The following is a 19,505-nucleotide window of genomic DNA, read 5'->3' as shown; positions in this document are numbered from 1 at the left end:
GCAGGTTCTGCCTGCCGGGCCGGAGATTACTTCGCCAGAATTTCCAGCGCTGTACGCTCAACCAGCGACAGCAGGACTTTGACATCCTCCAGCGTCACCGTTGGGTTCAGCAGCGTCAGCTTCAGGCAGGTGATGCCATTGTGCTCGGTCACGCCGACGTTTGCGCGGCCAGACTCCAGCAGCGCATCACCGATTTTCTGGTTCAGCAGCGCGATTGCCGCGTCGTCCATGGCCGCTTCAGGGCGGAAACGGAACAGCACGCTCGCCAGCTGCGGCTTCATGACCAGCTCCAGCGTTTTATGGCCATCAACCCAGGCGGCAACGTCCTGCGCCATGGTTACGCCATGATCGATGATCGCGGCATAGGTCTTCCGTCCCAGCGCTTCCAGGCTCATCCACAGCTTCAGCGCGTCGAAACGACGGGTCGTCTGCAGCGACTTAGAGACCAGGTTAGGCACGCCTGCTTCTTCGTCAAACTCAGAGTTCAGGTAAGCGGCCTGGTAACGCATCAGCTCATAGTGACGCGCTTCTTTCAGCAAGAAAGCACCGCAGCTGATGGTCTGGAAGTACTGCTTATGGAAGTCGAGCGTGACGGAGTCAACCAGCTCAATACCGTCGAGATAGTGACGATGCTTTTCAGAGAGCAGCAGCGCGCCACCCCAGGCGGCATCCACGTGCACCCAAATCTGCTGTGCTTTCGCCAGTTCAGCAATCTCGCGCAGCGGGTCAATGGCCCCTGCATCGGTGGTGCCGGCGGTGGCTACAATCGCCATCACCTGCTCGCCGTTGGCTTCACACTGCGCCAGCTTCGCTTTCAGATCGTTCAGATCCATACGCGCGTACTGGTCGGTTTTCACCTGCAGCACGGACTGGTAACCCAGACCCATCAGCGCCATATTTTTCTGCACAGAGAAGTGGGCGCTGTCGGAGCAGAGAACGCGAATTTTACGCAGATCGCCTGTCAGCCCATCCTGCTGAATGGAGTGGCCCTGACGCGCGAAGAAAGCATCACGCGCCAGCATCAGCCCCATCAGGTTGCTCTGGGTGCCGCCGCTGGTGAAGACACCCGCGTCGCCAGCCTGGTAGCCCACCTGAGTGCGCAGCCACTCGATCAGTTTCATCTCGATGATGGTGGCGGACGGGCTCTGATCCCAGGAGTCCATGCTCTGGTTGGTGGCGTTGATCAGGATCTCCGCCGCCTGGCTCACCACCAGGCTCGGGCAGTGCAGGTGTGCAACGCACTGGGGATGATGCACGGCCAGGCTGTCCTTCAGGAAGTATTCAACGGCGCGCGCAATAGCGGCTTCGTTGCCCAGCCCCTGCGGACTGAAATCCAGCTGGATTCGGTCACGCAGTTCCGCGACCGTTCTGCCTTTGTACATTTCCGGCTGCTGTAGCCACTGCTTTACCGCTTCGGTGCTTTGCGAAATCGCCTGCTGATAGGCTTCAATGCTTTGCGCCGAGGACGACAAAATCGGGTTTACATCTGACATCTTATCTCTCGTCTTCGGTTAAGCCGGGCGAACGCCCGCAGCAAGCAGCGCCTGCTCAAATTTATCCAGGAATACGTTCAGCTCTTGATCGCTGATCAGCAGAGAAGGCAGCAGACGCACAACGTTACCGTTACGGCCACCGCGCTCCAGAATCAGACCCGCTTCGAAGCACTTCTTCTGAATCAGGGCAGAGAGCTCGCCATCGCCCGGGAAGCAACCCAGCTGATCGGCGGCTTCATTTGGCTTAACGATCTCAATACCGATCATCATGCCCAGGCCGCGAACGTGGCCGATAACCGGATAACGTTTCTGCAGCTCAACCAGCTTCGCTTTCAGCCATTCACCCTGTGCAGCGACTTTGTCAGCGATGTTTTGCTCTTTCAGGATCTTAAGGGTGGTGAGGCCGGTTGCCATCGCCAGCTGGTTACCGCGGAAAGTACCGGTATGGTGACCCGGAGCCCAGGCATCGAACTGCTTTTTGATACCCAGCACGGCCAGCGGCAGACCGCCGCCCACTGCTTTTGACATCACAACGATGTCTGGCTCAATACCCGCGTGTTCGAAGGCGAAGAATTTACCGGTACGGGCAAAGCCTGCCTGCACTTCGTCGAGGATCAGCAGGATACCGTGTTCCTGAGTCACTTTACGGATGCGTTGCAGCCACTCGGCCGGCGCCGGGTTCACGCCACCTTCGCCCTGAACGGCTTCCAGGATCACGGCAGCAGGTTTACGCACGCCGCTCTCAACGTCGTTGATCAGGTTTTCGAAGTAGTAGGTCAGTGCTTTCACGCCAGCTTCACCGCCAATACCCAGCGGGCAGCGGTACTCATGCGGGTAAGGCATGAACTGAACTTCAGGCATCATGCCGTCAACCGCCTCTTTCGGAGAGAGGTTGCCGGTCACGGACAGTGCACCGTGAGTCATGCCGTGATAGCCGCCCGAGAAGCTAATGATGCCGCTACGACCGGTGACTTTTTTCGCCAGCTTCAGCGCTGCCTCAACGGCATCGGCACCGGATGGGCCAGTAAATTGCAGGCAGTACTCTTTGCCTTCGCCCGGCAGCAGGGAGAGCAGGTATTCAGAGAACGCGTCTTTCAACGGCGTTGTCAGATCCAGGGTATGTAACGGCAAGCCGCTGGTAATAACACTTTGGATGCTTTTCAGTACGTCAGGATGGTTGTGACCCAGCGCCAGGGTACCGGCGCCTGCCAGACAATCAAGATACTCTTTATTATCCGCATCCGTTACCCATACGCCGTCCGCCTTTGTGATCGCTAAAGGCAGTTTACGCGGATAACTTCTGACATTGGATTCCATTTCGGCCTGACGGGCCAGGTAGGTCTCGTTGGATTTATTGAAAGTAGAGGCATTCAAAGTATCAATACGGACTTTATCCGTCATCATATCACTCCTACAACCGCGGCACGTCAGGCGGCCCCGATTGAATCATTAGTTAAGAAAAATGAGAAACGTGGCAAAAATCGCGGCCAATATAGAGCCTTTTTTCGTGGGGCTCAATGGTTAATTGTTTAACGTTTTATTACTGGATACATAAATAGAAGAAAGGTACGCGAAACCCGCATGGTACCTGGGGTTGTCGGGTGGTCTGATGAGGTGCAAATTGACGGTTTTACCGAACCTTTACAAAATCAGTTAAGCGCAACGGAAATAGGCGAAAACGTTAAATCAGTAGATTTCAGCGACGCAGAGGCAGTATTCTGAATAGCGATTTACGCGCAGTAATTGCAACGTAATGATTTAAATGACTCGGGGTGCCCTTCTTTGTGAAGGCTGAGAAATACCCGTACCACCTGATCTGGATAATGCCAGCGTAGGGAAGTCAGATGCCCTTCACGGCTATCGCTTCTTCACGCAAGGCAGGAGCGATAACATGCAGCCTGACCTGCCCGAACACCTTCTTATTAACCACTTCCGCGACCGCGCACCGCTGACCCATTGTATGACGAACGATGTGGTGCAAACCTTCACCGCCAACGTACTGCTCGCGTTTGGCGCTTCGCCCGCGATGGTGATTGAGGCCGAAGAAGCCCAGCAGTTCGCTGCGATTGCCGATGCGCTGCTGATCAATGTCGGCACCCTGACGGTGCCGCGTGCTCAGGCGATGCGTTTGGCCGTCGAGAGCGCGCGGGCAGCGGGTAAGCCCTGGACCTTAGATCCCGTAGCCGTAGGTGCACTGGCGTTTCGCACGCAATTTTGCCAGCAACTGCTGGCGCTCAAACCCGCCGCCATTCGCGGCAATGCCTCTGAGATTATGGCCCTCGCCGGTATAAGCGCCGGTGGACGCGGGGTCGATACCACCGATACCGCCAGCAGCGCACTGCCTGCGGCGCAGGCGCTGGCGCGGCAGACGCACGCCATCGTGGCCGTGACCGGAGAGGTGGATTACATCACCGATGGCCAACGCACGAAGGAGGTCACCGGCGGCGATCCGTTAATGACCCGCGTAGTGGGAACTGGCTGCGCGCTCTCTGCGGTGGTGGCGGCCAGCTGTGCCCTGCCTGGCGATCGGCTTGATAATGTTGCCGCGGCCTGCGGCCTGATGAAACGTGCCGGAAGCGAAGCCGCTCAGGCAAGCCAGGGGCCTGGCAGCTTCGCCACCGCGTTCCTTGATGCCATCTGGAACCTGGAGGGGGCGGCATGAAAAGGATTAATGCACTGACTATCGCCGGCACCGATCCCAGCGGTGGAGCGGGTATCCAGGCCGATCTGAAAACCTTTTCGGCGCTGGGAGCTTACGGCTGCTCGGTCATTACCGCGCTGGTGGCGCAAAACACCCGTGGGGTGCAGTCGGTCTACCGCATCGAACCCGATTTTGTGGCGGCGCAGCTGGAGTCGGTATTCAGTGATGTTCGCATCGACACCACTAAAATCGGCATGCTGGCAGAGACGGATATTGTGGAAGCGGTGGCGGAACAACTCCGGCGACATCAGGTCAAGAGCGTGGTGCTGGATACGGTAATGCTGGCGAAAAGCGGCGATCCGCTGCTCTCTCCCTCGGCGGTTGCGACCCTGCGTAACAAATTGTTGCCGCAGGTCGCGCTTATTACGCCGAACCTGCCGGAGGCTGCGGCGTTGCTCGATGCTCCCCATGCGCGCAGCGAGCAAGAGATGAAAGAGCAGGGCAGAGCGCTACGGGCGTTGGGCTGCGAGGCCGTGTTAATGAAGGGCGGTCATCTGGATGATGCAGAAAGTCCCGACTGGTTATTCACGCGCGACGGCGAACTGCGCTTCACCGCCCCACGGGTACACACCAAAAACACGCACGGGACCGGCTGTACTCTTTCGGCTGCCCTGGCTGCCTTGCGGCCCCGCCATGAGAACTGGGCCAGCACTGTACAGGAGGCTAAGCACTGGCTCTCCCGCGCCCTGGCCCAGGCAGATACACTTGAAGTCGGGCAAGGCATCGGCCCGGTCCACCATTTCCACGCCTGGTGGTAGGGCGAGAGTGCATAACGGCGGCGTGTCACGCTGCCGTACCCGAATCGTGCCAGCAGATTGTCCTGAAAATCGGTCTTAAAAGTGGCAAAGATGTTCAGTCGGGACCAGGCTTACCCTGCCCATAAAAACATGGGTCCGGATGACACGCGCCGACATGACGTCGGCACATAGGGGAGCAAAGTTATGACTGATATTACGCAGCTGCTTGGCAAAGATGCCGATAGCCTGTTACAGCACCGTTGTATGACCATTCCAGCCGACAACCTCTACCTGCCTGGCCACGACTACGTCGATCGCGTGATGATCGATAACAACCGCCCACCTGCGGTGTTGCGCAATATGCAGACGCTGTATAACACCGGGCGTCTTGGCGGCACCGGATATCTCTCTATCCTGCCGGTAGACCAGGGGGTGGAACACTCTGCCGGGGCGTCGTTTGCCGCTAATCCACTCTATTTCGATCCGAAGAATATTGTGGAACTGGCGATCGAAGCGGGCTGTAACTGCGTGGCCTCCACCTATGGCGTGCTGGCCTCCGTCTCGCGCCGCTACGCGCACCGCATTCCTTTCCTTGTGAAACTCAATCACAACGAGACCCTGAGCTATCCTACGGAATATGACCAGACGTTGTATGCCAGCGTGGAGCAGGCCTTCAATATGGGGGCTGTGGCGGTAGGGGCGACCATTTACTTTGGCTCTGAACAGTCGCGTCGCCAGATCGAAGAGATCTCAAGCGCCTTTGAACGTGCGCACGAGCTGGGGATGGTCACCGTCCTGTGGGCCTATCTGCGTAACAATGCGTTCAAAAAAGAGGGCACCGACTATCACGTATCTGCCGACCTTACCGGGCAGGCCAACCACCTGGCGGCCACCATTGGTGCGGATATCGTGAAGCAGAAAATGGCCGAAAATAACGGTGGTTATACGGCGGTGAATTACGGGTATACCGACGAACGGGTCTACAGCAAGCTGACCAGCGATAACCCGATTGACCTGGTCCGTTACCAGCTGGCGAACTGCTACATGGGCCGCGCTGGCTTGATCAACTCCGGTGGTGCTGCAGGCGGCGAGACCGACCTGGCCGACGCGGTACGTACGGCGGTTATCAACAAGCGTGCGGGCGGCATGGGGCTGATTCTGGGCCGCAAAGCCTTTAAGAAATCGATGGCCGACGGCGTGAAGCTGATCAATGCCGTGCAGGATGTCTACCTGGACAGCAAGGTCACCATCGCCTGATACCCCTCTCCAGACCCTCTTCCCGACGGGAAGAGGGTTGCTCGAAACTGCTTTTCATTTCATTCAAACATCCTTCCCGATCGACTTCACAGTTCACCTTTCTTTTGTGAAAACTGTCACTCGTTGCCGTGCATATGCCCAAAAAATGGCCGATGCTTAGCGGAATTTGTCTAAGGCAGCGGACGAATTTTGCGCTTAAAGTTACTTTCGAAACAGCTTTTCAAAATACAAAGTCGCTCTGAACCTCTGTAGTTTTAAGGACTGAAAATGAAAATCGAATCTGTCAATGTCACCGTCTTCCAGTATCCCACGCGCCGCGTCTCTGACACCGCCGGGCATTCGCACCCGGGGCCAGAGAGCCTGGCAAAAATGGCAATGCTGACGATTACCGCAGACGATGGCACCCAAGGGTACGCATTTGCACCGCCGGAAGTGGTGCGCCCTTTTGTGGTCAACACCTTCTTTCGCAAGGTGATGATCGGCCAGGATGCGTTTAATCGCGAGCGCATCTGGCAAGACCTGGCGCACTGGCAGCGCGGCAGCGCCCATCAGCTTAGCGAGCGTGCGCTGGGCTTCGTTGAACAGGCGCTGTGGGATCTGATTGGGCGCAAACTGAATATGCCAGTGTGGAAACTGCTGGGCGGTTATCGCGATAAAGTGCCGGCCTACGGCAGCACCATGTGCGGTGATGACCTGCCGGGTGGCCTCTCCACCCCGGAGGAGTACGCCAGCTTTGCCGAGAAACTGGTGGCGCGCGGTTACAAAGCGATCAAGCTACACACCTGGATGCCGCCGGTCTCCTTCGCCCCGAACCCCAAAATGGATGTTAAAGCCTGCGCCGCCGTGCGTGAGGCGGTGGGGCCGGATATCGATCTGATGATCGACGGCTACCACTGGTATAGCCGGACCGAAGCGCTGTACATCGGTAAAGAGCTGGAAAAGCTTAATTTCGCCTGGTTTGAGGAGCCGATGGAAGAGGAGAGCATGTCCTCCTACGTCTGGCTGGCAGAGAACCTCTCTATCCCCATCATCGGGCCGGAGAGCCTGGGCGGTAAACATCACAGCCGTGCCGACTGGGTGAAGGCAGGGGCGTGCGACATTCTGCGCGCCGGGTCAAACGGCGTGGGCGGTATTACGCCAACCCTGAAGGTGGCCCACCTGGCCGAGTCGTTTGGTATGGATTGCGAAGTCCATGGCAACGGGGCGGCAAGCCTGGCGGTGATTGGGGCAATCAAAAACTGCCGCTGGTATGAGCGCGGTTTATTGCACCCCTTCCTCGACTATGAGGAGCCCGCGGCGTACCTCAACAGCCTGGTCGATCCGATGGACGACGACGGCATGGTCAGCCTGCCAAACCGTCCGGGACTGGGCGAAGACATTAATTTTGCATATATCGAAGCCAATACCGTCAGCCACGACTGACAAATAAAAACGTACCCTACAGGCGATATATACATGAAACGATCTTCCTTAGCCGGCGCGTGCTTGCTCGCGCTCTCGCTGATGATGGGGAGCGGGGCGGCGTACGCAAAAACGCCGCCCGATCAGCTCATCATCGGCATGAATATGAACAACCTGCTGACGCTCGATCCGGCGGCGATGACCGGAAACGAAGTGGTGGGTATTGTGGTCAATCTCTATGATTCGCTGGTGGAGCTGGATCCGAATCAACTCACCAACGTGAAACCGGCCCTTGCGAAATCCTGGGATATTGCCCCGGACGGCAAAACCCTGACCTTCCATCTGCGCGATAACGTCACCTTTCATTCCGGTAACCCGCTTACCTCCGAGGATGTCGTCTGGTCGATGCGTCGCCTGCTGCACCTGAATCTGGCCCAGGCCTCGGTGTGGAAATCCTACGGCTTTAACAAGAAAAACATTGATCAGCAGGTGAGTGCGCCAGATGCCTACACCGTGCAAATCGTCCTGCCGAAAGCCAATGACCCGCAGCTGGTGATTTACTCTCTCGGGGCGCTTGGCAACCTCGGCGTGCTCGATAGCAAAACCGTGCAACAGCATGAAGTGAATAACGACTGGGGCAACCGCTGGCTCACCACGAACGAAGCGGGTTCCGGCCCCTTTATGCTGGAGACCTGGCAGGCAAAAGATGTGCTGCGTATGCAGCGCAATCCGCACTACTGGCGAGACGCGCCTAAAATGAATCGCATTGTGTTGCGCCATTTCCAGGAGTCGCAAACCCTGCGTCTGATGATTGAAAAGGGCGACCTCGACATTGCCAACAATATGGCGGTGGCCGATATCAATGCCTTACGTAAGGATCCGCAGCTGACGGTAGAGGCCGTGCAGAAAGGGACGGTTTACTACGTAGCGATGAGCATGAAAGAGGCCCATTTCGACAATCCGAAAGTGCGCGAGGCGGTGCGCTACCTCATTGATTATCAGGGCATCAACAAAGCGCTGATGCCGGGCTACGGCGTGCTGCATCAGCGGCCCATCAAGGCGGGGATGCCCTCCACGCTACCGGATCCCGGCTATAAGCTGGATATCCCGCGCGCTAAAAAACTGCTGGCAGAGGCAGGGTATCCGGAAGGATTCGACACCACCCTGCGCGTGCTGGCGGATCAGCCCTTCCTGAATATTGCCATCGCCGTGCAGTCCACCCTGATGCAGGCGGGGATCAACGCCAAAATCGTTACCGGTACCGGGAACCAGATTTATGGGGCCATGCGCGAGCGCAAATTCGACATGCTGGTCGGGCGTGGGGGGAGCGGCGTAGAGCCTCATCCACACTCCAGCCTGCGCGCGCTGGTCTATAACCCCGACAACAGCGACGAAGCGCGGCTGACCAACTTCCAGGGCTGGCGCACCAGCTTCTACGATAAGCCGCTCAACGCGATGATCGACAAGGCGCTGCTGGAGCGCGATCCGCAAAAACAGATTGCCGACTATCAGCAGATCCAGGTGCGCTATGACCAACTGATACCGGCGCTGATCCCGCTGTCACAGATGGTGGATTCGGTAGTGGTGCGTAACGAAGTGAAAAACTTCCAGTCGCATCCGTCGGCCACCACCTTCCTGCGTGAAGTCTATAAAACCGGAGGTGAACAATGAGTGTGGCGATCCTCGCGTTGGGCTCCCGTACCCGGCGCTTCTCAAAGCGGGTGACTCAGGTGCTGATCACGCTGTTTGGCCTGCTGGTGCTCACCTTCTTTATTGGTCGGGTAATGCCGGTGGACCCGGTACTGGCGATAGTGGGTCCGGATGCCGACCACAGTACCTATCAGCAGGTTTATCAGCAGCTAGGTTTTGATCAATCTCTGCTGACGCAGTTTGGTATCTACCTGAACAACTTGCTGCACGGCAATCTGGGGAATGCGCTGCTGACCGGTAAGCCGGTGCTGGACGATATTTTACGCGTCTTCCCGGCCACGCTGGAGCTGGCGACGATGGCGATCATTGTCGGCGCAGGGCTGGGTATTCCGCTGGGCGTTCTGGCCGCCGCGCGGCGCAACAGTGTTTCCGATTACGTGGTGCGCATTATCAGCCTGGCGGGTTACTCCACACCCATCTTCTGGGTCGGAATGATGGGGCTGCTGCTGTTTTACGCCTGGCTTGGCTGGGTGGGGGGCGCCGGACGTCTGGATCTGGGGCTGGACGGTTTAGTCCCGCGCCGTACCGGACTCATGACCGTCGATGCCCTGCTGGCGGGTAACAGCGCCGTATTCTGGAATGCCATTAACCACCTGGTGCTACCTGCCTCACTGCTGGGTTTTCATTCGCTGGCCTACATCAGCCGTATGACCCGTAGCTTTATGCTGGCGCAGCTGTCGCAGGAGTTCATTATCACCGCCCGCGTAAAAGGGTTAACCGAGCGGCAGGTTATCTGGAACCACGCGTTTCGTAATATCCTGGTGCAGTTGTTAACCGTGGTCGCGCTGGCCTACGGTTCGCTGCTGGAAGGGGCCGTCCTGATTGAGACCGTCTTCTCCTGGCCTGGCTTTGGCTCCTATCTTACTGGCAGCCTGCTGCTGGGGGATATGAATGCGGTAATGGGCTGCGTGCTGCTGGTAGGGATAATCTTTGTGATGCTCAACCTGCTCTCCGACATGCTGTATCAACTCTTTGACCCGAGGACGAAATCATGACCGTTTCTCTGGATACGCCGCTGGGGGCGGGGCAATCTGAAAGCCGCCAGCGTATCAAACGTTCACTTTCACGCATGGTGGGCTTTCTTGGCCAGATGGCGCGCAACCCCCTTACCGCGATTGGCGGCGGGATTATCTTGCTGCTGCTGATTGTGGCGATATTTGCCCCCTGGATCGCCCCGTATAACCCGCTGGTGCAGGATCTCAATAACGCCCTGGTGGCCCCTAATGGCCAGCACTGGTTCGGTACCGATGAATTTGGCCGGGATATCTTTAGCCGTCTGGTGTATGGCGCGCGAATCACGCTCTATATCGTGTTGCTGGTGTCGGTCACGGTCGGCCCGCTGGGGCTACTGCTGGGCGTGACCGCCGGCTATTTTGGCGGCAAGGTGGATGCGGTACTGATGCGGGTGACTGACATCTTTATCTCCTTCCCGAGCCTGGTTCTGGCGCTGGCGTTTGTTGCCGCGCTGGGGCCTGGGCTGGAGCACGTGGTCATAGCGATTACGATCACCGCCTGGCCGCCGATTGCCCGCCTTGCCAGGGCTGAAACGCTCTCTTTACGGCAGGCCGATTTCATCTCCGCCGTCCGTTTACAGGGCGCGTCCCCGGTGCGTGTCCTCTGGCGTCACATTGTGCCGCTGTGCCTGCCGTCGGTGATTATCCGTATCACCATGAACATGGCCGGCATCATTCTTACCGCCGCCGGGCTCGGTTTCCTTGGCCTGGGAGCACAGCCGCCAGAGCCGGAGTGGGGGGCGATGATCTCCAGCGGCCGGACCTACATGATGGAGTGCTGGTGGGTAGTAACGATCCCGGGGCTGGCGATTTTAATCAACAGTCTGGCGTTCAACTTCTTAGGAGATGGCTTACGTGACATCCTCGATCCTCGCAGCGCCTGATGCGCCGCTGTTAGATGTGCGCGATCTGCACGTCGATTTTATCAACGGACGCGCTGTCACCAACGCGGTGCGCGGCGTCTCCTTCCAGTTGGGGCGCGAGAAGCTGGCGATTGTCGGCGAATCCGGCTCCGGAAAATCTACCGTTGGGCGCGCGCTGATGCGTCTGCACCCGGCAAAGGCGCGGATTAGTGCGACAAAAATGCAGTTTGGCGATGTGGATTTACGCACCGTCAGCGAGGCGAAAATGCGTGCGATCCGCGGCAAACGCATCTCAATGATCATGCAGGACCCAAAGTATTCGCTCAATCCGGTGGTCTGCGTGGGGGATCAAATCGCTGAGGCATGGCTTACCCACCACCCCGGCCGCAAGGCGGAGGCCAAAACCAAAGTGCTGGAGATGCTCGACGTCGTGCGTATTCGCCAGCCGGAGCGGGTTTATCATTTGTACCCGCACGAGATCTCCGGCGGGCAGGGGCAGCGCATCATGATTGCCATGATGTTAATCACCGACCCCGAACTGGTGATTGCCGATGAACCCACCTCGGCGCTGGACGTCTCGGTGCGCTTACAGGTGCTGGGGTTGCTGGATGATTTGGTGCAGTCGCGCGGGCTGGGGCTGATATTTATCAGCCACGACATCAACCTGGTCCGTAGCTTCTGCGATCGGGTGCTGGTGATGTATGCCGGGCGCGTGGTGGAGTCGATCGCCGCCAGCGAGCTGCACAATGCACAGCATCCTTATACCCAGGGGCTGATCGATGCCCTGCCGGAAATTAACCATCGCCGCCCGGTGTTGCCGGTGCTGCAACGTCAGGCCAGCTGGCTCAGCGAATAGGGAGGAGCCATGATCGATATACAGAATCTTAATCTGACTTTCGGCGAAGGTGAAAAGCGCACCCAGGTGCTGTACGACGTGAATATCCATGTTCAGCCAGGCGAGATTTATGGCCTGGTGGGAGAGTCGGGCTCTGGCAAAACCACGGTACTGAAGTGCCTGGCGGGGCTTTTCACCCACTGGGAGGGGGCGCTCGCTATTGACGGGGTCGCGCTCGGACGTAGCATCAGCGCTGAGCGTTGTCGTCGGGTCCAGATGGTGTTCCAGGATCCCTACGGCTCGCTACACCCGCGCCACACCATCGGCGATATTCTGGAAGAGCCGCTGCAAATCCATGGGATGAAAGAGCGGGATCGCCGTATTCACACCCTGCTGGATCGGGTGGGATTAAACCGGGCTTTTCGCGATCGCTATCCGCATCAGCTTTCAGGCGGGCAACGCCAGCGTGTAGCTATCGCCCGCGCGTTGATACTGGAGCCGCAGGTCTTACTGCTGGATGAGCCTACCTCGGCACTGGACGTATCGGTACAGGCGGAGATCCTCAACCTGCTGGCAGAGTTGCAGCGGGAGTCGAATCTCACCTATCTGATGGTCACGCATGATCTGGGGGTGATTGCTCATCTCTGCCAGAAGGTAGCGGTAATGCAGTACGGCAAGATCCTTGAAACGCTGAGCGTGGATGAACTGGTCGCCGGTAATGCAAAGACGGATTACACGCGAATGCTGGTCAATGCCAGTCAGCAATATAGCCGTGAGATGGCGCGTGAGGTGGCGGCATATTAAGCCAGGCCGGTCAGTCACCTGACCGGCAAAGATTAACGCAGTAGCGGGCAGTCCGGCGGCAGGCGGCACTTAAGCGCACCCGGTAGCAACGACATACGGAAGTGCGTGCCACTTAGCGGTTCACCGTCCAGATTGAAAGTCATGCCGTGTGGGGCATTCACCTCAAACCAGGCAGACTGGCTGTCAATGACGTTCGGACTCTCTTCCGGATGCGTCAACGTGGTGAAGAGGGCAGGGAGCAGCTCGTCAGAGGTAAAAATGCGCAGCTGCAGCTGCCCGTCGTTGATTAGCGCCTCGGGACAGAGCTGCTGACCGCCGCCCGCCTGGCGTCCGTTACCAATGCCGATAACCAGCGCGTTCCCCTGCCAGTTAAAGTTCTCACCGGTGATTTCACAGCTATCTGGCTTGAGCAGGTCCATCCTGACCAGTCCATGAAGAAGATAAGAGACGCCGCCCAGTGCGTCTTTTAATTTTTCCGGCGTTTCACTGGTAATACGCGTGCCAAAACCGCCGGTCGCCATATTGATAAAGCAGGTTTTATCGTTAACCCGGGCGATATCCATTGCCGTCGCTTTTCCGGCGATCGCCAACTGCAGTGCCTTGTCCAGACTCTCCGGCACGCCGGCGCTGGTGGCAAAGTCGTTAGCGGTGCCCAGCGGCAAAATCCCCAGCGCCGGACGCCGGGCTTCGGGGACCGTAATCAACCCGGTTGCTACCTCATTAATGGTGCCATCGCCTCCGCCGGCGATCACGGTCTCTACGCCCAGGGCGCAGGCTTCGTCGATATAGCGCGCCGCGTCGCCTTTCTCCCAGGTCACGCGGACGTGGATCACCACGCCCTCTTCGCGTAACAGGGTGATGGCCTGGCGTAAAAGATCGTTGCCAGCCCCTTTGCCATTGAGAATTAATAAACTTGCGGGATAGGTTGCCATCCACGTTGCTCCTGTTCGGGTCTCTGAAAAGTGTATCGCAGCGCGAGAAAAAACGGGTAAGAAGAGGATGAAAGAGTTGAAATTTCGTCATCGCCCCCGGCAGGGGGGCGGCGTAAGGCAATAAATTAGCAGTCCCGGGCCCCCCAGGGGCAGAGGGAAAAGGCGCAGAACGGGCGCCGTTTACAGTGGGTTATCAGGGCGCCGCTGTTGCCGGGGCAGCGGGTCCCGGCGAGAAATTCAGACCAAAGCGCGTCTTTATAGGGGAATACACGAAGAATGTTTAGCTCTCTGAGGGTGCCGTCTACGGCTATGCCAAAGGGGCCAGTGACGAGGATTGAACCAACGCTGATGAAATAATCGCCTTTATACCAAACTATCATCCTGATGTTTTTTACCGTGAGTACATGAACAAAAATCGTTCCCGTTGCAGGACAGACCATCCTGTTTTCAACGACCCAATACATATTACCTCCTTTCCCTAAGGTAAATTTTTATACGCGGAAAGAATAACATTATGTATCTCTATGAATAGACTGAAATTCAATATCAAACGAATCGATGCGTTTCTACAGGTAAACAGAGATAAATTTACGTAACAGCGGAGAGAAAGCGGGGAATGGCAGGCAAAAAAATAAGCCTGCGTAAGGGAGATTACACAGGCTAAGGAGGTGGTTCCTGGTACAGCTAGCATTTATGGGTTATGTTTTTCAGCGCTGGGGATAATACCCGTATTGAACGCAGCGGTATGTGATCCGATTCTAAGAATTATCCCACCCTGAAGAAATAACCCCACTAAATTACTTCGCGTAAGGCGTACGGCTGTTTTCACCGTCGAAATTACGCATCAGCAGCGCATACTCCAGCGCGATATCTTCAGGGACCGGCAACCAGACAGTATGGCCATCGCCCGGCGCCACGGAAACGGCTTCGCCTTTGCCATTTTCCATATGTTCCAGCGTGAAGTTAACATTGCCCTGCGGCGTCATCAGTTCCATGCTGTTGCCCACGAGGAATTTGTTTTTCACGGCGACGGCCGCCAGCGGCCCTTTACGCTCACCGGTAAATTCCCCAACAAACTGCTGGCGCTCGGAAAGGGAGTGGCCGTAATCATAGTTCTGATAATCGTCGTGGGTATGGCGACGCAGGAAGCCTTCGGTGTAGCCGCGATGGGCCAGCCCTTCCAGCGTATCCAGTAGCCCAGTGTCGAATGGCTTGCCGGCTGCGGCATCGTCTATCGCTTTACGATAGACCTGAGCGGTACGCGCACAGTAGTAGTAGGATTTGGTGCGACCTTCAATCTTCAGAGAGTGCACGCCCATTTTCGTCAACCGTTCGGTATGAGCTATGGCCCGCAGATCTTTGGAGTTCATGATGTAGGTGCCATGCTCGTCCTCAAAGGCGGTCATGTACTCGCCCGGGCGCTGGTTCTCTTCAATCATGAACACTTTATCCGTCGGAGCGCCAATACCCAGCGTCGGCTCAACGGTCTGTACGGGAATCGGTTCGTATTTGTGTACGATATTCCCGATATCGTCCTCTTTCCCTTCCTGGACTTTATATTCCCAGCGGCAGGCGTTAGTACAGGTGCCCTGGTTCGGGTCGCGCTTATTGATATAGCCCGAGAGCAGGCAGCGGCCAGAGTAGGCCATGCACAGTGCACCGTGGACGAAGATCTCCAGTTCCATATCGGGAACCTGGGTACGAATCTCTTCGATCTCCTCAAGCGACAGTTCGCGGGAGAGAATAACGCGGGTCAGCCCCATCTGTTTCCAGAACTTCACCGTCGCCCAGTTAACGGCGTTTGCCTGCACGGAGAGATGAATATCCATCTCCGGGAAGTGTTCACGTACCAGCATGATCAGGCCGGGATCCGACATAATCAGGGCATCCGGCCCCATCTCTACCACCGGCTGCAGGTCGCGGATAAAGGTTTTCAGCTTGGCGTTGTGCGGGGCGATGTTGACCACTACATAGAATTTCTTGCCAAGGGCATGCGCTTCATTAATGCCCTGCTGCAGATTCTCGTGGTTGAATTCATTATTACGCACGCGCAGGGAGTAACGCGGCTGGCCCGCATAAACGGCATCGGCGCCATAGGCGAAGGCGTAACGCATATTTTTCAGCGTTCCCGCCGGGGAGAGAAGTTCCGGTTTAAACATGTATGTTCTCGTTCTGATGACAGGTCAGATGCGCCTCACAAGGTGGGCGCCAGGGGGAGATCCCCTACTTTAAGGGCGGGCATTGTAACGCTACGGGGAAGGGAGGTAAACCACTCTACAGAGAAACGCTGACGGCAGCAGTGTACCGTCAGCGTTAAAATTTGCGGTGCGTATTAGAGGTCGTCCTGAGTGTGATCGACAATAATTTCCAGCGTCTTGCGGATAATATCGGCTTTTACCACGTCCTGCGTGGATTCAATTTGTTGAATCAAGCGCAAGATAATCGCTTTGTTGGTCAGCGGTTCCTTCGCATCCAGAATGGCACCCATAACAGATTCGAGTAATGCCCACTCTTCTGCCAGCAAACCGCCGGAGTTGCGAAAATAGCTGGAGAGGACAGGATCGGGCAGTTCATCATAAAAGTCGGATTTCTGGAGCATAGCCTGGCTCATAGTGTCACACCGGTTCAGTTTAGAGTAAATGTATGCAGTTAATGTTTTTTGCTGCTGCTGGATTGTTGGCTATCACCAAACAGGGGATAAACATTACTGCTCTGGCGACTCTCCTTGTCCCATTCATGCTGCTCACCTTTGTGCTTACGAGCCGGCACTTCTGTACTGGTATTCCCATTAGAAATCTCCAGGATTATCTGGGCCAGTACAGCGCGTCGTTCACCATCCTTTTCTGCTGACAGCATGGATTGCAGCCTTGCCAACAGCAGCTTCATGCTGATAGGGCCGTTATCTTTCAGCAGCGATAGGGTGGCTTCGCCAATAAGTTCATCAGTCAGTCGTTCATGTTCACTTCTGTTCATAACTACGTCTCTGTTGCCGCCAAATTCTGCTAGCGAAAGGGCGGCATTTCATCAGTAAATTGCGCCAGTATAAGGCATTAAGATGGCGCAAAAAAACTGACTTAAAAACGGGTAATCAGCGGCGCTTGACCTCAATCTGTTAACGGTCAAAGAGCAAGCCGATTAAAGTTTGGTAGCGACTCTCCTCATCAAAATCAGACGCCTTTTCCATCCGGGAAAGCAGTTTTGTGCAAATCGCTTTTCGGTTAAGAACTTTACCCTCCCGCAGGATTTCGACAACAATTTGTCCCAGCGCTTCTTGTTGGGTAGGCTGACTTGCTTTGTTGAAGTATTGGGTAATGGCATTCGCTGTATTCGGTACAAAGCCGTTCTCGCGCATATGTCACTCCTCGCTTTTAATGCTTAAAACATTCAAAAATGCGTTAACGCAAATGGTTAACACAATGTAAATTTATAAATACTGTACACATCTGTTGTACAACTTATCAATTTATTTTTGATCATTAAGTGCTAAATTATTAATATCAGCAACTTATAAAACTAATGTTTAGCGTGTATTTAAAAAAGCTTGTACATTATGGCATAATTTTAGTCCTATAAAAGGTCATACGGCGTGACAGGAAAACCACTACAGACCTGCAACAGGACGCGTTAGCAACCATCTGATATCGTGGCATTTCATTCACCTCCTCTATTGGAAACCCTATGCTCACTACCATCATTTACCGTAGTCATCTTCGCGATGAACTGCCGGTTAGCACGCTGGAAGACATGGTTGTTGCAGCAAATAAGAAAAACATCGAATCCAATGTCACCGGCATTCTGTTGTTTAACGGTAAGCTCTTTTTCCAACTGCTCGAGGGACCTGATGAGACAGTTCGGGCTATCTATCGCGACATCTGCGCCGATGACCGCCACCACAACGTGGTAGAGCTGCTTAATGATTTCTCCCGCTCGCGGCGTTTTGGCAAGGTTGGAATGGAGCTGTTTGACCTGCGCAAATATGACCGCCACGAGGTGCTACAAACGGTGCTGGATAAAGGAACCAGCCGTTATCAGCTGATTTATAACGATCGCGCTCTGCAGTTTTTCCGGACGTTTGTCGAAGAGAGTGAAAGAGAGAACTACTTCGAGATCCCACCGGGAGACTCCTGGCAATTTATTGTCGATGATAATGCCAGTGGCATCCGTCAGCTTGAGCAGAGCCCTGATGAGACATGCAGCTTCGCTTTTCAGCCGATTATCGATCCACTGGCCCGGGAAGTGGTCTCTTTTGAGGCCTTGATTCGTGCGCCGGGTGGCGAACAGGCCCAAACCTGGTTCGACGATCGACCAGGAGATGAGGTCTACGAAGCTGACCTGCGGAGCAAAAGCGTAGCCTTTGCTATGGCCCGCCAGCTGGGGCTAGGGAAGCAGAGCTTGTCAGTGAATTTGTTACCGATGACGCTGGTCATGGTACCTAACGCGGTAGATTTCTTGCTCCAGGAGATAGAAGCAAACGGGCTGGTGGCAGAGCAGATCGTGGTGGAATTTACTGAAAACGAAGTCATTTCCCGGCTGGAAGAGTTCACCGGTGCCGTGCGCGAACTGAAGGCGGCAGGCATAGGGGTGGCTATTGACCACTTTGGCGGCGGATTCGCCGGATTATTGCTGCTGGCGCAGTTCCAGCCGGACAGAATTAAGATTAACCGTGATCTGATTCGCGATGTACACAAAAGTGGTCCACGGCAGGCTATCGTCCTGGCTATCATCAAATGTTGTACAACGCTGGAAATCTTGATCTCTGCTGTAGGTATTGAGAAGCCAGAAGAGTGGATGTGGCTTGAATCGGCAGGTGTTTCTCAGTTCCAGGGGCATCTTTTCGCCCGTCCTCAACTGGCGGGGATCCCGGCAATCGCGTGGCCTGAGCGGGTCGATGACATTTAAATCCTCTCTCACCGGGTTATAGTACAAACTTATTGTACAATATTACAGGTTGTACACCCTGGTGAGATTGGTTACCTTGGATACAGAATATATCGTTTTACGCATGGGGATTCGATGGCCTTTTACAGTATTGGCGATGTCGCAGAACGTTGCGGCATAAATCCCGTCACATTACGCGCCTGGCAGCGCCGGTACGGGTTGCTAAAGCCGCAGCGCAGTGAAGGCGGGCATCGACAATTTGATGACGAAGACCTTCAGCGCATTGAGGAGATCAAGCGCTGGATAGAGCGTGGTGTGCCGGTCGGTAAGGTTAAAGCGCTGCTTGATCAGGACAAAGCGCCTGAGCCGGGCGACTGGCGCGCACTGCAAGAAGAGATGATGAGTACCTTACGGCAGGTTAACCCGCTTAAAGTGCGGGCGAAAATCAATGCCTTTTGCCATCTGCATCCCATTGATTCACTCATTGATCATGTCTTTGAACCTGTTCGCCAGACGCTGAGCCTGGATCAAAACACGGCGCGAGCCATGTGCAGCCTGCTCGATGGCATTTTGATTGAACATGCGGTCTCCAGTCTTAGCGAGTCCCGGGTTAAGGCTGGCAGAGATGCGCTGTTAATCGGCTGGGGTATCGTCGATCGCACCAGCCTGTGGCTGGAAGCCTGGCGGCTCTCACAGCGCGGCTGGCGTATCGATGTCTTTGCTGAACCGCTCGAATTGCCGCACCCCGAGTTTTTCCCGGGGCAGCAGATCCTTGTGTGGGCGGGCCGGACGTTAACGGCGTTACAATCAGAACAACTTGAGCACTGGCAAAAACAGGGCTACGCCATTATGGCGCACGGGCTGGGCGAAGCCCGCTAATC

General features: G+C 55.9%; 19 protein-coding genes and 1 riboswitch. Of the genes, 11 read left to right on the top strand and 8 right to left on the bottom strand.

Annotated elements, in window-relative coordinates; genetic code table 11:
- Positions 1–26: 26 nt before the first annotated feature.
- Together B3B59_RS14210 and B3B59_RS14205 are read right to left on the bottom strand one after the other, a co-directional pair.
- The gene (locus B3B59_RS14210; RefSeq protein WP_286809369.1) at positions 27–1,493 is read right to left on the bottom strand and encodes a pyridoxal phosphate-dependent decarboxylase family protein; all 1,467 of its coding nucleotides are present in this window, start codon (positions 1,491–1,493) and stop codon (positions 27–29) included.
- Positions 1,494–1,511: 18 nt separating this feature from the next.
- Positions 1,512–2,897, bottom strand: a complete 1,386-nt coding sequence (locus B3B59_RS14205; protein ID WP_040074848.1) for a diaminobutyrate--2-oxoglutarate transaminase — start codon at positions 2,895–2,897, stop codon at positions 1,512–1,514.
- Between the two features lie 354 nt (positions 2,898–3,251).
- Positions 3,252–3,348: riboswitch (TPP riboswitch) on the top strand.
- 36 nt (positions 3,349–3,384) lie between these two features.
- On the opposite strand from B3B59_RS14205, the gene thiM reads away from it, so the two are divergent.
- The 9 genes from thiM (at position 3,385) to B3B59_RS14160 (ending at position 12,814) form a co-directional block, all read left to right on the top strand.
- Positions 3,385–4,155 (top strand): hydroxyethylthiazole kinase, encoded by a 771-nt coding sequence (thiM, locus tag B3B59_RS14200; RefSeq protein ID WP_286809368.1) that lies wholly within the window; start codon positions 3,385–3,387, stop codon positions 4,153–4,155.
- The gene (gene thiD / locus B3B59_RS14195; protein ID WP_207292076.1) at positions 4,152–4,952 is read left to right on the top strand and encodes a bifunctional hydroxymethylpyrimidine kinase/phosphomethylpyrimidine kinase; all 801 of its coding nucleotides are present in this window, start codon (positions 4,152–4,154) and stop codon (positions 4,950–4,952) included. The genes thiM and thiD overlap by 4 nt, the downstream gene beginning before the upstream one ends.
- Positions 4,953–5,135: 183 nt before the next feature.
- Positions 5,136–6,188, top strand: coding sequence for a class I fructose-bisphosphate aldolase (gene fbaB / locus B3B59_RS14190; protein WP_040074852.1), 1,053 nt, complete (start codon positions 5,136–5,138; stop codon positions 6,186–6,188).
- Positions 6,189–6,455: 267 nt separating this feature from the next.
- A complete protein-coding gene (locus B3B59_RS14185) occupies positions 6,456–7,610 on the top strand; it encodes a mandelate racemase family protein (RefSeq protein WP_040074853.1) in 1,155 nt (384 codons plus the stop codon).
- 33 nt (positions 7,611–7,643) lie between these two features.
- Positions 7,644–9,260, top strand: a complete 1,617-nt coding sequence (locus tag B3B59_RS14180; RefSeq protein WP_286809366.1) for an ABC transporter substrate-binding protein — start codon at positions 7,644–7,646, stop codon at positions 9,258–9,260.
- Positions 9,257–10,294 carry an ABC transporter permease gene (locus tag B3B59_RS14175; RefSeq protein ID WP_286809364.1) on the top strand — a complete coding sequence of 346 codons (1,038 nt, stop codon included), beginning with the start codon at positions 9,257–9,259 and terminating at the stop codon, positions 10,292–10,294. The genes B3B59_RS14180 and B3B59_RS14175 overlap by 4 nt, the downstream gene beginning before the upstream one ends.
- Positions 10,291–11,196, top strand: coding sequence for an ABC transporter permease (locus B3B59_RS14170; RefSeq protein WP_040074856.1), 906 nt, complete (start codon positions 10,291–10,293; stop codon positions 11,194–11,196). Before B3B59_RS14175 ends, B3B59_RS14170 begins: the two co-directional genes overlap by 4 nt.
- On the top strand, positions 11,168–12,031 hold the full coding sequence (locus B3B59_RS14165) for an ABC transporter ATP-binding protein (protein ID WP_207292073.1): 864 nt from the start codon (positions 11,168–11,170) through the stop codon (positions 12,029–12,031). The genes B3B59_RS14170 and B3B59_RS14165 overlap by 29 nt, the downstream gene beginning before the upstream one ends.
- Positions 12,032–12,040: 9 nt before the next feature.
- Positions 12,041–12,814, top strand: a complete 774-nt coding sequence (locus B3B59_RS14160; protein ID WP_286782688.1) for an ABC transporter ATP-binding protein — start codon at positions 12,041–12,043, stop codon at positions 12,812–12,814.
- 32 nt (positions 12,815–12,846) lie between these two features.
- Here B3B59_RS14160 and yegS read toward each other — a convergent pair whose 3' ends face one another.
- From yegS to ycgZ, 6 genes are all read right to left on the bottom strand, one after another.
- The gene (gene yegS / locus B3B59_RS14155; RefSeq protein ID WP_286809363.1) at positions 12,847–13,746 is read right to left on the bottom strand and encodes a lipid kinase YegS; all 900 of its coding nucleotides are present in this window, start codon (positions 13,744–13,746) and stop codon (positions 12,847–12,849) included.
- A gap of 125 nt (positions 13,747–13,871) precedes the next feature.
- Positions 13,872–14,210 carry a hypothetical protein gene (locus B3B59_RS14150; RefSeq protein WP_046884779.1) on the bottom strand — a complete coding sequence of 113 codons (339 nt, stop codon included), beginning with the start codon at positions 14,208–14,210 and terminating at the stop codon, positions 13,872–13,874.
- Between the two features lie 333 nt (positions 14,211–14,543).
- Positions 14,544–15,905 carry a tRNA 5-hydroxyuridine modification protein YegQ gene (gene yegQ, locus B3B59_RS14145; protein WP_286809362.1) on the bottom strand — a complete coding sequence of 454 codons (1,362 nt, stop codon included), beginning with the start codon at positions 15,903–15,905 and terminating at the stop codon, positions 14,544–14,546.
- 173 nt (positions 15,906–16,078) lie between these two features.
- Positions 16,079–16,345, bottom strand: a complete 267-nt coding sequence (locus B3B59_RS14140; RefSeq protein WP_040078438.1) for a biofilm development regulator YmgB/AriR family protein — start codon at positions 16,343–16,345, stop codon at positions 16,079–16,081.
- A 50-nt stretch (positions 16,346–16,395) separates the two neighbouring features.
- The gene (locus B3B59_RS14135; RefSeq protein ID WP_046884781.1) at positions 16,396–16,719 is read right to left on the bottom strand and encodes a hypothetical protein; all 324 of its coding nucleotides are present in this window, start codon (positions 16,717–16,719) and stop codon (positions 16,396–16,398) included.
- 139 nt (positions 16,720–16,858) lie between these two features.
- Positions 16,859–17,098, bottom strand: a complete 240-nt coding sequence (gene ycgZ / locus B3B59_RS14130) for a regulatory protein YcgZ (RefSeq protein WP_040074864.1) — start codon at positions 17,096–17,098, stop codon at positions 16,859–16,861.
- 326 nt (positions 17,099–17,424) lie between these two features.
- On the opposite strand from ycgZ, the gene B3B59_RS14125 reads away from it, so the two are divergent.
- Both B3B59_RS14125 and B3B59_RS14120 read left to right on the top strand, forming a co-directional pair.
- A complete protein-coding gene (locus B3B59_RS14125; RefSeq protein ID WP_046884782.1) occupies positions 17,425–18,645 on the top strand; it encodes a diguanylate phosphodiesterase in 1,221 nt (406 codons plus the stop codon).
- A gap of 114 nt (positions 18,646–18,759) precedes the next feature.
- Complete coding sequence (locus B3B59_RS14120) at positions 18,760–19,503, top strand: MerR family transcriptional regulator (RefSeq protein ID WP_046884783.1); 744 nt, start codon at positions 18,760–18,762, stop codon at positions 19,501–19,503.
- Positions 19,504–19,505: the final 2 nt, after the last annotated feature.

It is taken from the genome of Leclercia sp. UBA2479 (assembly GCF_002341985.1).
Lineage (GTDB): Bacteria > Pseudomonadota > Gammaproteobacteria > Enterobacterales > Enterobacteriaceae > Enterobacter > Enterobacter pneumoniae.
Note: the sequence above shows the minus strand (reverse complement) of the source record. Positions and strands in the feature narration are given on the sequence as shown.

What these genes read in the sequence shown, in the direction of transcription:
- yegQ (WP_286809362.1), bottom strand. Translation starts at nt 15,905, where the DNA reads ATGTTTAAACCGGAACTTCTCTCCCCGGCGGGAACGCTGAAAAATATG.
- yegS (WP_286809363.1), bottom strand. Translation starts at nt 13,746, where the DNA reads ATGGCAACCTATCCCGCAAGTTTATTAATTCTCAATGGCAAAGGGGCT.
- B3B59_RS14120 (WP_046884783.1), top strand. Translation starts at nt 18,760, where the DNA reads ATGGCCTTTTACAGTATTGGCGATGTCGCAGAACGTTGCGGCATAAAT.
- B3B59_RS14185 (WP_040074853.1), top strand. Translation starts at nt 6,456, where the DNA reads ATGAAAATCGAATCTGTCAATGTCACCGTCTTCCAGTATCCCACGCGC.
- thiD (WP_207292076.1), top strand. Translation starts at nt 4,152, where the DNA reads ATGAAAAGGATTAATGCACTGACTATCGCCGGCACCGATCCCAGCGGT.
- B3B59_RS14210 (WP_286809369.1), bottom strand. Translation starts at nt 1,493, where the DNA reads ATGTCAGATGTAAACCCGATTTTGTCGTCCTCGGCGCAAAGCATTGAA.
- B3B59_RS14125 (WP_046884782.1), top strand. Translation starts at nt 17,425, where the DNA reads ATGCTCACTACCATCATTTACCGTAGTCATCTTCGCGATGAACTGCCG.
- thiM (WP_286809368.1), top strand. Translation starts at nt 3,385, where the DNA reads ATGCAGCCTGACCTGCCCGAACACCTTCTTATTAACCACTTCCGCGAC.
- B3B59_RS14205 (WP_040074848.1), bottom strand. Translation starts at nt 2,897, where the DNA reads ATGATGACGGATAAAGTCCGTATTGATACTTTGAATGCCTCTACTTTC.
- fbaB (WP_040074852.1), top strand. Translation starts at nt 5,136, where the DNA reads ATGACTGATATTACGCAGCTGCTTGGCAAAGATGCCGATAGCCTGTTA.
- B3B59_RS14160 (WP_286782688.1), top strand. Translation starts at nt 12,041, where the DNA reads ATGATCGATATACAGAATCTTAATCTGACTTTCGGCGAAGGTGAAAAG.
- B3B59_RS14140 (WP_040078438.1), bottom strand. Translation starts at nt 16,345, where the DNA reads ATGCTCCAGAAATCCGACTTTTATGATGAACTGCCCGATCCTGTCCTC.
- ycgZ (WP_040074864.1), bottom strand. Translation starts at nt 17,098, where the DNA reads ATGCGCGAGAACGGCTTTGTACCGAATACAGCGAATGCCATTACCCAA.
- B3B59_RS14180 (WP_286809366.1), top strand. Translation starts at nt 7,644, where the DNA reads ATGAAACGATCTTCCTTAGCCGGCGCGTGCTTGCTCGCGCTCTCGCTG.
- B3B59_RS14170 (WP_040074856.1), top strand. Translation starts at nt 10,291, where the DNA reads ATGACCGTTTCTCTGGATACGCCGCTGGGGGCGGGGCAATCTGAAAGC.
- B3B59_RS14150 (WP_046884779.1), bottom strand. Translation starts at nt 14,210, where the DNA reads ATGTATTGGGTCGTTGAAAACAGGATGGTCTGTCCTGCAACGGGAACG.
- B3B59_RS14175 (WP_286809364.1), top strand. Translation starts at nt 9,257, where the DNA reads ATGAGTGTGGCGATCCTCGCGTTGGGCTCCCGTACCCGGCGCTTCTCA.
- B3B59_RS14135 (WP_046884781.1), bottom strand. Translation starts at nt 16,719, where the DNA reads ATGAACAGAAGTGAACATGAACGACTGACTGATGAACTTATTGGCGAA.